Origin of the sequence: Palleronia aestuarii, from assembly GCF_003253995.1 — a bacterium.
GTDB lineage: Bacteria > Pseudomonadota > Alphaproteobacteria > Rhodobacterales > Rhodobacteraceae > Palleronia > Palleronia aestuarii.
This window is the reverse complement of the sequence record NZ_QKZL01000011.1, coordinates 92,769-107,425: the sequence shown is the minus strand read 5'-3', so window position 1 is coordinate 107,425 and position 14,657 is coordinate 92,769. Positions and strand designations below refer to the sequence as shown.

Annotated in this window: 13 protein-coding genes and 2 pseudogenes; 6 read left to right on the top strand and 9 right to left on the bottom strand. The window is 65.5% G+C overall.

Going from position 1 to position 14,657, the window contains the following annotated elements; all coding sequences use genetic code 11:
• Positions 1-645 precede the first annotated feature (645 nt).
• The 8 genes and pseudogenes from LX81_RS22240 to LX81_RS22810 all read right to left on the bottom strand — a co-directional run bounded on the left by LX81_RS22240 (position 646) and on the right by LX81_RS22810 (position 5,579).
• Positions 646-936, bottom strand: coding sequence for a TonB-dependent receptor (locus tag LX81_RS22240; RefSeq protein ID WP_234822610.1), 291 nt, complete (start codon positions 934-936; stop codon positions 646-648).
• Positions 888-1,856 carry a TonB-dependent receptor domain-containing protein gene (locus LX81_RS22235; RefSeq protein ID WP_170133938.1) on the bottom strand — a complete coding sequence of 323 codons (969 nt, stop codon included), beginning with the start codon at positions 1,854-1,856 and terminating at the stop codon, positions 888-890. Before LX81_RS22235 ends, LX81_RS22240 begins: the two co-directional genes overlap by 49 nt.
• 68 nt (positions 1,857-1,924) lie before the next feature.
• Positions 1,925-2,065 (bottom strand): hypothetical protein, encoded by a 141-nt coding sequence (locus LX81_RS22230; RefSeq protein WP_170133937.1) that lies wholly within the window; start codon positions 2,063-2,065, stop codon positions 1,925-1,927.
• An 816-nt stretch (positions 2,066-2,881) separates the two neighbouring features.
• Positions 2,882-3,370, bottom strand: a complete 489-nt coding sequence (locus tag LX81_RS13340; protein WP_111537821.1) for an iron chelate uptake ABC transporter family permease subunit — start codon at positions 3,368-3,370, stop codon at positions 2,882-2,884.
• 11 nt (positions 3,371-3,381) lie between these two features.
• Positions 3,382-3,942 (bottom strand): iron chelate uptake ABC transporter family permease subunit, encoded by a 561-nt coding sequence (locus tag LX81_RS23330; protein WP_111537820.1) that lies wholly within the window; start codon positions 3,940-3,942, stop codon positions 3,382-3,384.
• Positions 3,863-4,855 (bottom strand): annotated as a pseudogene (locus LX81_RS13330) (FecCD family ABC transporter permease). Before LX81_RS13330 ends, LX81_RS23330 begins: the two are co-directional and overlap by 80 nt.
• A gap of 4 nt (positions 4,856-4,859) precedes the next feature.
• Complete coding sequence (locus LX81_RS22815; protein WP_234822607.1) at positions 4,860-5,069, bottom strand: hypothetical protein; 210 nt, start codon at positions 5,067-5,069, stop codon at positions 4,860-4,862.
• Between the two features lie 18 nt (positions 5,070-5,087).
• Positions 5,088-5,579: an ABC transporter substrate-binding protein gene (locus LX81_RS22810; protein WP_234822606.1), complete on the bottom strand. Its 492-nt coding sequence runs from the start codon at positions 5,577-5,579 to the stop codon at positions 5,088-5,090.
• Between the two features lie 384 nt (positions 5,580-5,963).
• On the opposite strand from LX81_RS22810, the pseudogene LX81_RS13320 reads away from it, so the two are divergent.
• A pseudogene (locus tag LX81_RS13320) lies at positions 5,964-6,341 on the top strand (MotA/TolQ/ExbB proton channel family protein); the annotation flags it as partial.
• A gap of 432 nt (positions 6,342-6,773) precedes the next feature.
• Entirely contained in the window at positions 6,774-7,157 is a 384-nt protein-coding gene (locus LX81_RS13310) for a biopolymer transporter ExbD (protein WP_308418335.1), read from the top strand.
• 850 nt (positions 7,158-8,007) lie between these two features.
• Here LX81_RS13310 and LX81_RS13305 read toward each other — a convergent pair.
• Complete coding sequence (locus LX81_RS13305) at positions 8,008-8,874, bottom strand: isocitrate lyase/PEP mutase family protein (protein WP_111537818.1); 867 nt, start codon at positions 8,872-8,874, stop codon at positions 8,008-8,010.
• A 1,097-nt stretch (positions 8,875-9,971) separates the two neighbouring features.
• On the opposite strand from LX81_RS13305, the gene leuC reads away from it, so the two are divergent.
• From leuC to LX81_RS13285, 4 genes are all read left to right on the top strand, one after another.
• Positions 9,972-11,369: a 3-isopropylmalate dehydratase large subunit gene (gene leuC / locus LX81_RS13300; RefSeq protein WP_111537817.1), complete on the top strand. Its 1,398-nt coding sequence runs from the start codon at positions 9,972-9,974 to the stop codon at positions 11,367-11,369.
• Entirely contained in the window at positions 11,369-11,962 is a 594-nt protein-coding gene (gene leuD, locus LX81_RS13295; RefSeq protein WP_111537816.1) for a 3-isopropylmalate dehydratase small subunit, read from the top strand. The genes leuC and leuD overlap by 1 nt, the downstream gene beginning before the upstream one ends.
• A gap of 362 nt (positions 11,963-12,324) precedes the next feature.
• Complete coding sequence (locus tag LX81_RS13290) at positions 12,325-13,155, top strand: IclR family transcriptional regulator (protein ID WP_111537815.1); 831 nt, start codon at positions 12,325-12,327, stop codon at positions 13,153-13,155.
• Between the two features lie 87 nt (positions 13,156-13,242).
• Entirely contained in the window at positions 13,243-14,655 is a 1,413-nt protein-coding gene (locus tag LX81_RS13285) for an MmgE/PrpD family protein (RefSeq protein ID WP_111537814.1), read from the top strand.
• Positions 14,656-14,657 lie beyond the last annotated feature (2 nt).

Genomic DNA, 14,657 nt, shown 5'->3' with positions numbered 1-14,657 from the left:
GGCGGGTTGCAGCCGGTGCCCATCTCGGCCTTCGCGGCGGGGCGGATGCGGGGCGGATTGCAGCCGGTGCCCATCTCGACCTTCGCGGCGGGTCGGATGCGGGGTCCGGAGAACGGCTCGTTCGTGGTCTCGAGGGCGCGGGCGAGCAGGTCGGTCTTGGCGTTCATTTGTCTCTCCATCGGTATCGCTACGTCTTGGATAAGACACGTCACGCTCGAACTCACGTGAGTAAAACGTGAATTTATTCAATGTTTGCAATGACTTGCTTTAAATAGCTTATTCCTGCCACAGACACGAGAAGGATGTGTTGACGGACCCGAATCCGGGTGGCCAGCCCGGTACGATCTTGTCCGCAGTGTTGTGGGATCCCGGCATCGAATGTCACCCGGATCCCGCACCACCTTTGGTCGAACCGTCCCGATCGGCCACCATTGCGACATGCTCGGAAGCGCATGCCTATGGGGTAATCGACCGCGCAATGCGCCATTGCGCAGGAGCGTATGTTTCGAGGGGATCGCAAGGATAGCGGCCCCATGAAGCTCGGAAGGTGCCCGGACCGGGCATGACCGTTCTGGCTTTCTCGTTATCGACTGACCCTCCGTTTCCCTCGGGCCGGGCGCCGGCACGGGGCCAGCGCCTGACGGCTTACCGACGATGCCGGCGGGTCGCCTCGATTTCACGACCGGGGCTGTAGAAATCGGCGTAAAAACCGCCGAACGAGACGTGCTTCTCGTCGAAGAGGTTCGTTGCGTTGAGCGCCAACTCGGTGCGGTCGGTAATGGCATACCTGTAGGACGCGTCGACGGCGACGAAATCGTCGGATTCCCCGACGCTGTTCGTATCATCGTAGAAAAAGGCCTCGCTATAGCACGCCCCGAGGCCGAAGGTCATGTCGCCGCGTGCGCTAATGCCCCCCAGCGTGTAGCTCGCTCGGATCGAGGCAAGATGGTTCGGGACGCGCGCCGGTTGGTTGCCGGCATTGCCGGATGTCCCGTTCTCGACGATTCGTTGGTCGCGGTCGAACCCGCGATGCGGTCGCGTTCGGTGATGTCGATCCAGTCGTGGTGCAGCCCGAAGGACGCGATGACCCTGTCTCGCCAGTCGAGCTCTTCCTGCAAGTAGATCGCACCGCCTCTGCTTTCAGTCTCGGTATCTGCGAAGAGGGGAACGCTTTCCGGCTTTCCCGTATAGGAGATCGAAACGGACGGGGCGGCAGCGAATAGGCTCTGCCCGTTCGATGCGAAGTGACGGGCCTCGAACCCGATCAGCGTCGTCGTCGAGACAGATCCGAACTGCCCATCATAGGCTAATTGGATATCCGCGATTGCAACGTCTTTCTCGCCACCGCTGACGAAGAAACTTCGTTCGGCCTCCATCGTCGTCTGGCCCGAGACATAGGCATAACCGAAATCGTCGGCGCCGTCGCTGAGCCGGGCGGTTCCGCCAAGGCGCCACCCGTTGCCGAGATCATGCCGGCCGATCAGGGTGGCGGTGGTCCGTTCGGCCCCGCGATAGTTGAAGTCCGGCTCACCGAAGAATGCCTCTCTGCGGTCTAAATCGTAGCCGAGCGGGAAACCACCGCTGCCCGGCACATCGTCGCGATCCAGATGATCGAGCACGAAGGTGAGCTCGCTGCCCTCCTGCGGCCGGCAGGAAATCCCGCCCATCACGAAGACCTCGTCGTCGCGGAAATAGGGATATTCGTGCGTCCCATCACGTACGAGGCCGGCGAAGCGGTAGGAGAGCGCTCGGTCAGCGATCAGCGCATCCCCGAAATCGACGCCGATCTCGACGCTGTCGAATGAACCGATGGAACCGTAGGCCGAGCCGAACCGCTCGCTGCGTGGCGTCTTCATGACGTAGTTCACCGCCCCGCCGGGATTGGAAAAGCCGAACAGGGAGGAGTTCGCCCCCTCGAAGATCTCTACCCGTTCAGAAGCAAAAGGCTCCTCGCGGATCCGCCGAAATTCGCCCCCAGGGTCAGCCCATCGCGACAGGTGCAGGCATCGAAGCCGTGGATCGAGAAGTAGTCGAAGCGGCCGTCGGCGCCGTAATTGTCGGTCACGATGCCCGCGGTGTACTACAGAACGTCCTAGATCGAATCCGCACCGCGGCGTTCGATTTCAGCACTCGTGACGACAGACACCGTGGCGGGGACATCGAGGATATCGGCGGTGATCTTTCCGCCGGTGGCGATCTCTTCGGCGACGATGGTCTAGTCATCGTCGGCCGGACCGACTTCGAGGACGATCCCGGGCAGATGGACCGCATCCTGTGCGGCGAGCCCGCCCGGAACGATGATCGATCCGCAGAACAGTGTGGTCCGAAGCGGGGGATGGGGGGTAGGAGGCAAGACATGAAGAGTTCAGTTCAGACAACTTATTTCGGAATCCGGAAGGGCTGTCCCTCTGCGTCGCCATAGCTCGGATCAATGACGATACGGCTTTCGAGATCGAAGACGGCACGGGCGTTGTCTGAGGTCAGGACATCGCCAAGGGCGGCCCTCGACATGAATGCGTTCGTCGGCGATGGCGATCAGCCGATCCGAATAGCGCGCGGCGAGATTGAGATCGTGCAAGACCATGACGATCGTCGAGTCTCGCGACCGGCTTAGATCCATAAAGAGGTCGAGGACGTCGTTCTGATGGGTGACATCGAGATAGGTCGTGGGCTCATCCAGAAGCAGCAGGCCGGTTTCCTGCGCGAGTGCCCTCGCGATCCAGGCGCGCGAGCGTCCGCAGGAGTGTGAACTTGCCGGACGCATTGCCGCCGGCGATGGACGTGATCCGCCCCGGCAACGGCGCGAGAGACACGCCGTTCAGGATTCGCGCGTGGTTGTATCCCGCCAACAGATCGACGGCTTTGAGACGGTGCGCTTAGGTCATGGCCGTCCTCCGGCCCGGTTGGCACGAACGATGAGATAGAGAAGGTTCGGCGCGCTGAGCCCTCCGGTCACGGCTCCGGAGGACAGCCGGGCGGGCAACAGGAATTGTCCTGCGTAATCGCCGCCAAGGACGAGGATCGCGCCCATCGTGGCCGCGGCGGGCAAGCGGGTACGCCCGCCGGTCAGCTGCGCCGAGATCGGGCCGGCGAGGACCGCTACGAACGCGATCGGGCCCGCTGCGGCCGTGGCAAAGGCGATCAGGCCGACGCTGGCCACCGTCACGCATAGGCGGGTCAGGTCCGGGTCGACGCCGAGCCCCCGCGCGGTGGCGATCAGCAATCCTCCGAAAATCCCGATCGCGCCCGCCACCGGCCAGAAATGCGAGAGGTGTGTGCCGTTGACGCTGCCGGTGAGCCAGCGCATCGCATCGGTCCGGTCCCATGCCTGCGCGACGAGAAGCAGGTAGGCGGTCACGCTGTCTAGCATGGCAAAAAACCTCAATTCCTTTGCGGATCAGTCGTGTCCCGGCGGCCCCGTCCTCCGAAGACAATCCCCAGATCGCAGCCGCCGCGCCGAGCGCGGAAAGGACGACCATCAGGAAGACAGCCCCGTCCGTTAGGCCCAAGGCGACAATGGCGAAGACCGCGGCCGTCCGGGCGCCGGAACTGATCCCGATGATACCGGGGCTCGCGAAGGGGGTTGCGCAGCATGAGCTGGAAAGCCGCGCCGCCGAGACCGAAACAGCAGCCCGCCACCAGCGCCAGAAGCGCCCGTGGCAATCTCAGATCGCGGACCAGTAACGTCGCGCCGGGGACATCCTCGCCGCCCAGGACGGCGACCACGTCCCCGGGCGCGATGCAGCCCTGGCCGCACGCGAGCGCGAATAGGGCCGCCACCCCATCGACAGCACAGCGACGATCCCCGTGCCACGCGCGGGCGAGAAGGCGCGAGCGACGAGCGTCGGGTCGGACATCCCGCTCATAGACCGCGCCATTTCCGACGCCGTACCGTCCAGATGAAGACGGGCGTCCCGACGAATGCCGTGACGACCCCGACATCGAGTTCGTTCGGCCGCGCGATGACGCGCCCGAACACGTCGGTCAGGGCGAGCAGCGTGGTGCCGCCGATGGCAGAGGCCGGGATCAGCACGTGATGATCGATGCCTCCGAGGAGCCTGCAGACATGCGGAACGACGAGGCCCACGAACCCGATCGGCCCGCATAGCGCCGCCGCCGCCGAGAAGAGAAGGACCGCGCCGAGTGCCGCGAGCCCACGTCCGACGGTAACGTTCTGGCCGAGGCCCCTGGCCATGTCCTCGCCAAGCGCCAGTGCGTTCAGCACGCGCCCCGACGCGAGGCACAGAAGGAGCCCCGCGGCGAAGAAGGGCAGCGCGGGCACGATCGTGTCGAACCAGGCGCCGCCGATAAGCTAGGCCTAGACGTTGCCCGCGATGTCATTGCGCGGCAGTACCACCGCGATGAGGGAGGACGAAGCCGTGATGGAGGTCGCCGTCCCGGCAAGCGTCAGCTTGAGCGGTGTCGGCCCGTCGCGGCCGAGCGCGCCGATCGTGTAGACAAAGATCGCGGCCGCGCCCGCCCCCGCGACGCCCACCCAGAGATACGCCGCCGGCCCCGAGAGATCGAAGAAGGCGATCCCAGTCACGACGAAGAGAGCCGCGCCGCGATTGATGCCCAGGATCCAGGGATCGGCGAGGGGGTTGCGATTGATCCCCTGCATGACGTCGCCTGCGACCCCGAGCGCGCCGCCCGCGAGAGGCGCGAGGGCCGTTCGGGGCAGACGCACAGCGACCGCGGCGGAACCGATCGTTTCCGTCTGTCCGCCGAGCGCAGTACGGATCTCGGTCCAGGGGACCGACCGCGTGCCGATCGTCACCGAAAAGACAGCGGCGATGCCGAGCAGGACGAGCGCAACGGCGATCTTCAGCGATGTCGAGGCCAGCGATGCGGGCATCGGGCTATCGCGACGCGGCGCGTGACAGCAGCCCGAGATACGCGTCGAGCGACAACGGCGTCGGGTTCGCCGTGGCGCCGATCGCGTCGTCGCCAATGAGGGCGACGGCATCGCGCGCGACCGCGGGGAACTGCGTGATGAGCGGGTTCTCGGCCATCTTTTCGAGGCCGTTACGGTCGCCATGGGTGACGACCACGTCGTCGAAGAGATCCACGCGTTCGGCGCTGATCCTTTAGGCATATTGATCGGCCTCGCTGGCCGTACGGACGGCTTGTGGGATCTCCATGCCCAGATCGCGGAGGAACTGAACGCGCTGGTCGGCTTCGGCGTAGAAGTGGATCGTGCTCAGATCGCACGGATCGAGATGGGTGACGAACATGCCGGTCTTGCTCGCGAGGTCGGGATGCTTTGCCACGGCCTCCTCGATCCGCTTCTCAAGCCTCCGGACCAACTCCTCACCTGCCTTTGCCGTACCGATCCCGGCGGCGTTCTGACGGATCATCTTGCGCCAGGTCGCGGTCCAAGGCGCCTCAGGATGGGCGATGACGGACGCGATGCGGCTCAGTGTCTCGTAATCGGAGCGCGTGATGCCGGAATAGGCGGCGAGGATCACGTCCGGATCGGTCGCGGCGACGGCCTCGAAATCGATGCCGTCGTCCTCGTCGAAGAGCATGGGGGGTTCGGCGTCAAGCCTGTCGAGGCGCTCGGTGACCCAAGGCAGCATTCCGTCGTCGCCGCCTCAACTGGCGCGCGCGAAGCCGACGGGACGATGCCGTGCGCGAGCGGCAGCTCGTGATTGGCCCAGCCGACACTCGCGATGCGCTCCGGCGGGGCATCGATCCGGGTTGTGCCAAAGGCGTGTTCGACGGTCACGGGAAAATCCTGCGCATGGGCGCCGGACGTCGTGACGAGGATCGCCGCGAGGGCGAGAAGTCGTGGAATGGCGAGGTCCGTTTCGTTCCAGTCAATCGTTTCAGGGGTCGGGCGGCGGATGATGCAGCCTCAATCCATCTGCCAGTAGGCCGTGACATGACCCTCGCCGCGCAGAATTCCGCGATGCGTGCGCAGGTCCTTGCGGATGGAAGCGGCGCGCTGTTTCTCGGCGGCGACACGCCTTTCCGCCGAGGCCGAGACACGCTTCGCGGCACTCGAAAGGGGGTTCCGGTTTCTCGATTCCGTCGTGCAGTTCACCCCTCTCCTCGCCCTTTCCGGCACGGTTCCTGGCATGATCGAGGCTTTCCAGTCGCTTCAGGCCGCGGGCTCGCGAGTAGACCCGAGCTTGCTGGCAGGCGGGATCTGGGTCGCGCATCTTACGACGGCGGTGGGTTTGGCGGTCGCGATGCCCCCGGCAGTGATCCTATCATGGTTCGAAAGCCAGATGGATGCGGAACGCGTCCTGGCGGAACGAGCGATCTCCACCGTTCGGACGCCGATCGGAACGTTGCGGTCGGTCACGACGCCCGCGGGCCGCTTAGCCGATGCATAAGGTGAGCCGACGGCGCTGTAGATTGTCGCTCGCATCCCTTATCGACGTGATCTTCCTGCTGCTCCTGTTCTGCATGCTGTTGTCGACGTTCTAGCGGTTCCCCGAGATCGACCTCGTCGAAGCGGCGGCAGGTGGAGGAGCGCCCGATGAGGCGCCGCCGCTTTTCCTGCGCTTCAATGCTAAAAGCGTAAGCCTGAACGGCGAGGCCGTCGCGCTCGAGGGCCTGCGTGCCGCTCTGCCCGGCGACGCGGATCTGCCCCGCAGCCTCCTTATCTCCCTCGGCGGAGACGTAACGGCGCAGCGCTTGACTGATCTTCTGAATATCCTGCGCGGTGCGCCGGGCGTCCTGCCGACCGTCCTTGATGCGTCGTGATGCGCATGAAAGAGACGCTGAACCGGTAGCCGACGATACCGCTCATCAACGTCGTGTTCATGATGCTGGTCTTCTCCATAGTCGTCGGTCAGATCGCGCCGCCACTCGATGACGATCTGTCGCTCGTCAGGACCGAGGATCTGGAAGGCCGGGCCCTGCCCGATGCTCTCGTGATCCGCGCCGACGGCCGCCTTGCGTTCAGGGGGGCGGAGGTGACCTCGGTTGCCGCCTACGTGGAGGAACTGCCACTCGAGGCGCGCGGGGCGATCCGCATTGTTCCCGACCGGAATCTCGCCGCATCGCGCCTCGTGCAGGTCTCGGCCAACTTGCGCGCGTCGGGTACGGCTCGTGGCCGAACGGGGATTGGAATGATCCCCTCGTCGCGGATTGCCAAGGTGCTCGCGGGGCGGGAGCCGTCGCGATATCGGCCGCCGCAGTCGTGACGATCATGGCCGAGGCCCCGGTGAAGGCCGAAGGCGGTGGTCGGCCTACCCCTATCGAGGCTCAGCTCGGGACGAGCTTTGCCGATCTGGCAGAGGGCATACAGGGACCGGATGCGCCCGAGCCCCTCGAGCCTGTCGGAGAGCCGGAAGTCGAGGCCATCCAGCCCGATCGCGCCGAGGAAACCTCTGAAGATACTTCTCGACCGAAACTCGTCGTTCCGGATGCCGACAGATCGGCCATAGCGTCAGCGGCCGACCGGACGCCTGCCGCCGCACGCGGTCTGCCGCAAGTGGCCGTCTCCCCGGACGTGGTGGATCCGGCACCGGACACGGCCGCGCCGACGACGCCCGATACGATCTCCGCGGAGGAACCCGAACAGGGCGTCGTCTCTTCCTCCCCGCGTCCGTCCAGGCGGGAGCGGCAGTTCGAGCGGACGCAACCGCCTCAACGTACGGCTGCCGAGACGCCCGCACCGCAACCCGTGGCCCGCTCCGCTCCGGCTGCGGATGGCGGCCGCCAGGCGAGAGCCCCGGAAGTGGGCAACGCAGCGGTCTCGACTTATCCAGGGCAGGTCATCGCACGGCTTAATCGCGTGCGTCGGCCGTGGGTCCGCACGACCGGCGTGGCGAGCGTTGCTTTCTCGATTTTTGATACCGACGACCTGTCCGATACCGGCCTCACGCGTAGTTCCGGCTCGTTAAAGCTCGACCGCGCCGCGTTGAACCTCGTTCGCCGGGCCGGGCCCTATCCTCCGGCGCCCGTCGAAGCTTCTCGATCGACATATCCGGACGATAGCTCACGGGCTTCCGCTCGCTGTTACCGTGCCAAGGCAGAGGCAATGAAGCGATGTCAGCCCTTGGTACCATCCCATTTCCGCCCCGCTTCGAGAATGCGGTCGGTTCCGATGACGTCGTTCAGGCCCGCGAAGTCGAACATCCGGTCCATGAAAGGACGGTTCGAACCGTTTGCATGCAAGCTTCCATAATAATCCTGCGCCGTCCGGGCGAGCGCGCGGACGATGCCGCCCGGAAAGATGGCGATGGAAAACCCCATGGCCTCGAGATCGGAGGCGGCGGAGATCGGCGTGGCGCCGCCCTCGACCATGTTGGCCAGCAGGGGCAGGCGATCGCGGAACGAGGCCGCCACGTGGGCAAGTTCGGCGCCCGTGCGCGGCGCCTCTACGAAGAGCACGTCGGCGCCTGCGTCGATATAGGCTTCGGCACGGTCGAACGCCGCATCGATCCCCTCTACAGCGATCGCGTCCGTGCGCGCGATGATGAGGATTTCGTCGGAGTCGCGGGCATCGGCCATGGCGGCGATCTTGCCCGCCATCTCTGCCTTGGGGATCAGGGATTTCTCGGCTAGGTGACCGCACCGCTTCGGATAGGTCTGGTCCTCCACCTGCAACGCGGAGGCGCCTGCGCGCTCGTAGACGCGCATCGTGCGCTGTGCGTTGAGGGCGTTTCCGAACCCGGTATCGGCATCGATGATCACGGGAACGGAAACCCGGTCGGCGACGAGCGCCATTGTATCCGCCATCTCCGACATCGAGGTCAGGCCGATATCGGGCCGCCCGAGCCGGGTATAGGCCACCGCGGCCCCGGAGAGGTAGAGGGCCTCGAACCCAGCTTCCTCGGCGAGTGCGGCGGTCAACCCGTCATAGACGCCGGGGGCGACGAGGATTCCATCGGCGGCGAGACGGGCGCGGAGGCTCATGACGACACCTCAGTCTCGGCTTCCGCCTCGGAGCAGGTCATCGCCGTGCCCGTGGCGCCTGAGCCAGTTCTAAACTCACGCAAAACACGACCGTCATCGACCTTGCATGTCGGACGCCGCGCCGAAAGCTCGCGATCCTGCGGGGCCGCGGCGATCTCCCGTCTTCCCGCCCTCTGCTGGTGAACGCCTCCGAGACATTGGATACCTGGCGAGGGGGCGATGGGTAGCAACGACATTCGGTTCATATCGATACGGTCAGTCATGCGCGTCCTCCCGCGTGATGATTATGGTGCCATGGGGAACGATCCACCCGGTCAGCCCCAGCTCGATCAGTGCCGGCGCATTCCTCTACTTAGGATCACGGGGTCTACGGGCGGGCAAGCCTCTTTAGGGCGGTGACCATGGCCTGCCACGCCTTGCAAAAGCGCAAGCGCTTGACCTGTTGGCTCATCCGGACCGAACCTCGTCCGGGATCGATCCCCCAAAGCCGGCTGTTACGCACATTAGGGGAAGAATGGGGTTTGTGGCGCAATCTACGCCAGACCGTCTTCGCTATCCCGTCCAAACGTCATGATCTTCGACCGTGAGGCGGCCTGTTGGCTTCAGGTCGAATCTGGTGAACCATCGCGTCAAAAGTATGATTCAGTGTCGATTGCCGAAGCGGTTCGGAATGGAGGTCCGATGGGAGACAACGCCAGGTCCGTCATTCCGGGAGGCGCGAGATTCCGCTCGGATAGGTCGCTTCCGAATGATGATTTCGTGCCCGGGACGAACGCGCGTCATTTGTATCCGACCGTGGAGTCGAGACAGGCCGACCGGGTCGGCGGTAGAGGGTTGAAGGTTCGCGATTCCATCGATTGTCCTGTCCGATCCCGCGCGCATGGCAATTGGCGCTTAACGGTTGACCCGGTGCAGCAGAGAGGGCCGACATTCGCCGCGGCTGGCTTCGGTGTGTCATCGAGCGGCTCCGTCGAGCCTCCCTCTTCGCTCCATAGCCCCGATCGTTTCGAGCTTGATATGGAAACGGTACACGCCGGGGAGGTCGGGGCTCGCCGTGCGGACACAATATCCTGTGATCGCCGCGGGAAGGCCGGCTCGTGAGCCGCACGCTGCTCGACAAGCTCTGGGACGCGCATGAGGTGGCGTTCGACGAAGAGAACGGGTCGCTTCTCTGGGTGGACCGGCACCTCGTCCATGAGGGTTCGCATCATGCCTTCGCGAAACTGGCCGAACGCGACCTTCCGGTCTTCGCACCCGAACTCACTTTCGGCGTGGCCGATCATTACGCGCCGACGCGTGGCCGCGCCTCCATCGCCGACCCGGCCATTGCCCAGATGCTGGAGCGGCTCGAGCGCAACACGGAGCGTTACGGCATCCGTTTGTTCGGACTGCGCGACCCCCGCCAGGGCATCGTGCACGTGATCGGGCCGGAGCAGGGCCTGACGCTGCCCGGGCTGCTCGTCAATTGTGGCGACAGCCACACATCGACTCACGGCGCCTTCGGGGCGCTGGCCTTCGGGATCGGCGCGACGCAGGTCGCGCATGTCCTGGCAACCCAGACGATCTGGCAGGCACGGCCGAAATCGATGCGCATCCGCATCGACGGCATGCTCGGACCCGGAGTGACCGCCAAGGACATCGCGCTGCACTGGATCGCGAAGCTCGGGACCGATGGCGCCACGGGACATGCCGTGGAATATGCCGGATCGACGGTGCGCGATCTCTCGATGGAGGGACGGATGACGCTCTGCAACCTCTCGATCGAGGGTGGCGCACGCTTCGGGATCGTCGCGCCGGACGACAGGACAATCGCCTACCTGAAGGGTCGCCCGTTCGCGCCGGACGGGGACGATTGGGACCGGGCGTGCGTCGCGTGGCGCGAACTGGTGACCGACGAGGCGGCGCGCTTCGACCGGGAGGTGCGGATCGACGCGGCGGACATCGCGCCCACCGTCACCTGGGGCACGACCCCGGAGCAGGCGCTGCCGATCACGTCCACGATCCCCGATCCCGGCACATTCGACGGCGGTCGGGCACGGGCCGCGCGGGAGGCGCTCGACTACATGGGGCTGACGCCTGGACAGCGGCTGGAAGACATTGCCGTCGATCAGGTCTTCCTCGGCTCCTGTACCAACGCCCGGATCGAGGATCTGCGCGCCGCCGCCGCGATCCTCAAGGGTCGCAGCGCCCGTGTGCCGGGGGTGGTCTCTCCCGGGTCGATGCTGGTCCGGGCCGAGGCCGAGAGGGAGGGGCTCGACCGCATCTTCGTCGAGGCCGGGCTCGAGTGGGTCGCTTCGGGCTGCTCCATGTGCGTCGGCATGAACGGTGATGTCGTCGCGCCCGGCAAGAGATGCGCATCGACGACGAACCGGAATTTCCGCGGACGGCAGGGTAAGGGCGCGCGGACCCATCTCATGTCGCCCGTCATGGTTGCCGCCGCCGCTGTCACCGGACGGCTAACCGATGCCCGGGCACTGATGATGGAGCAGTCCTGATGGCCGGCTGGACCACCCACGACGGCTTGGCCGCCGCGCTCCCACAGGCGAATGTGGACACCGACCAGATCATTCCCGCGCGGTTCATGTCCGCGAGCCGGAAGGAAGGATACGGTGACTACCTCTTCGCCGACCTGCGCGAGGGAAACGACGCCTTTCCGCTCGATCGCCACGCAGGCATCAGCGTGCTGGTCGCCGGGCCGAACTTCGGCTGCGGGTCGTCGCGCGAAGCGGCCGTCTACGCGCTGATCGACGCGGGCATCCACGTGGTCGTTGCGGAGAGTTTTGCCGAAATCTTCGCGGGCAATGCCGTCAATAACGGCTTGTTGCCGGCGCGAACTGCCGAGGCGGGGGCGATTCTCGAAGCGCTCGGAACCGAAACGGCCAAAGTCCGGGTGGACCTCGAGACGCGGCGCTTCCTCGTCGATGATCGGGAATACGGGTTCGAATTAAGCGAGATCTGGCGCCGCAAGCTCGTGAATGGCTGGGACGATATCGACCTGACGCTGTCGCGGACCGAGGCTATAGCCGCGTATCGCGACGCCCGGCGCGGGCAGGCCCCCTGGATTTGGCCGAAGACCGCTCCGTCCTGAGCCACTCAGGGCGACTGCGCCCATGGCGTCTTCGAGCCCGGCATCGCCGCCGCATACGAACTAGGCGTCGGCTTTTGGGGAAGGGGGCAACGGGCGGCGATGTTACGCATGGTCGCGCGAACTTCCTTCATAGCATTACGAGCGCCGCGCGATGACCATTTCATCGCAGAAGTGCGATCCGGTTAAATCTGCCACGCCACATCAGTAAGTCGCAGGTAAGTAATATCCTGTGCAATATTGATTGATACGTTCCGCTATGCGGTATAACAGGGGGTAAATCCTGTGCTGCGATTACATGGGATTGCGCGCTTTGGTGCAGACAAGTACTTGCGAGATGACCTTGAACCGACGGGAGAGATCAGATGCGCACCCGGAGTTCGCCGCTCGAAGACGGCGGGTCGGATCCGCACGAGGATGGCGGTCGCGACCGGTCGTCCGATCGCAAGTTCATAAATTCCCTGTCCCGCGGGTTCGATATCTTGCGTGCGTTCAAGCCGGGCGCGGGACCGATGGGCAACCAAGAGCTGTCGCTGGCGACGGGCATTCCGAAAGCCACCGTCACCCGCCTGACGCATACCCTCTCGGAGCTCGGATATCTGCGCTACCTCAAGGGCGAGGCGAAGTTCGAGCCGACGGAATCGATCCTCGCGCTTGGATACGCCGTCCTTTCGAACATGACCGTCCGGCAGATCGTGCGCGAGCCGATGCAGAAGCTGGCCATCGCGCAGGATGTCACCGTAGCACTTGCCGCGCGGGATCGATCGAGCATGATCATCGTCGACGCCTTCAACGCGGGGTCGCTGTCGTCGCTGCATCTCGAGGCGGGATCGCGAGTGCCGATCGCCACGACCGCAGTCGGGCGTGCTTTCCTCGCGGGGCTGGACATGGAGGAGCGCGCCTTCTTCTTCGATCTGCTCAAGGCGAAGCTCGCCGCGGAGGATTGGGCGGAACTCAAGCCCCGGATCGACGACGCCATCGCGCAGGTGGAGAGGCGCGGCTTCTGCTACGTGGAAGACGATTGGCACCACGGTATGCGCGCGGTGGGAAGTCCGCTCAAATCGGCCGCGGGGCAATCTCTCAAGAGCATGCTTTGCGGCGCGCCGTCCTTCGCGGTCGGGCGCGACAAGCTCGAGGGCGAGCTCGGCCCGCAACTTGCCCATATGTGCCGACAGCTTTCGCCGATGCTGCGCTGACATCCGCCCGGTCCGGGCCATGCCGCAGTCCACGGTGGCCCGATCTCCTGCCGACGGGGCGGGACAGGACCTTCAAGGGAGGATGAGATGAATCAGCAGGCACGGATCGACGCGCAGACGACGCCGGGGGCGACACGGGCGCTCGCGAAGTTCGTCGCGGAGGCGCGGACGGCAAGCTTCGACGACAAGACGTTTCACCGGGCGCGGTACCATGCGCTCGACACAATCGGCGCCTTGATCGCAGGCGCGGTGCAGGAGACGACCGAGACCACGGTGAAGGCCGTTCGCGCCACCGGCGCCGGCGGAGAGGTGCCGGTTCCGGGTCGCGGTGAACGCTTCGACATGACGACCGCCGCGCTCATCGCGGGTACCGCGGGGCACGGGCTCGAGGTCGACGATGGCTACCGGGCGGGCTCGGTCCATCCTGGAACCGTGATCGTGCCAGCCGCGCTCGCCGCGGCGTGGCAGACCCGATGCGACGGCGACACTTTCCTGCGCTCGATCATCGCGGGCTACGAGGTGATGTGCCGGATCTCCGCGGCGATCCACCCCCGGGCGCGCTGGCGCGGCTTTCACAACACCCCGGCCACCGGGGTCTTCGGCGCGACCGCCGTCTGGTGCGTGATGAAGGGGCTGGACGAGGATGCCGTGGAAAGCGCGTTCGGGGCGGCGTGCTCGACGGCCTCCGGGCTCTTCACGTTCCTCCACGGCGGAGAGGTGAAGCGCCTGCATGCAGGCTTCGGCGCCCGCAGCGGATTGCTCTCGGGTGTTCTGGCCGAGAATGGCCTGCAGGGCCCTCCGGGATGTCTCGAGGTGCGCGATGGGTTCTTCCATGCCTATGCCGGGGGCGATACCGGCGAGTTCGACTATTCCACGCTCGATATCCTGTCCGTCGGAACCGGTTCGCCGCATGCGATGACCGAGTGCTACATCAAACCCTATGCGTGCTGCCGGCATATCCACGGCCCGATCGACGCCCTGACCCTCCTGATGCGCGAGCACGACTTCACCGCCGACAAGATCGAGGCTATGCACGTGGGCACCTACCGCGTCGCGGCCGCGCACGACCTTCGGACATGGTCGAGCTTCACGGGCTCGCAGATGAGCATCCCGTTCGTCCTGGCGAGCGCCGCGCGTTTCGGTCGCGCCGACATCGACGTCTTCGACGCCGCGCACCGGGCCGATCCGGAGACGGCTGCTCTGGCGGAGCGGGTGAGCGTCGACGTGGACCCGGAATGCGAGGCCGACTATCCCAGGACCCGACCCGCCCGGGTCACGGTCACGCTGAAGGATGGCCGGCGCGTGGATCACAGGGTGGACCAGCCCTATGGATCGCCGGGCAACCCGCTCGACGAGGCGGCGCTCGAGGCGAAATTCATGACGCTGGCCACGCTTGTCTTCGACGAGGCGGAGGCGCGGTCCATCGCGGCATCACTTTGGGCCGTCCACGATACCGCAGACATGCGTCCGCTCGTCGAGAGCCTGGCGCGCGCCAGCTGACC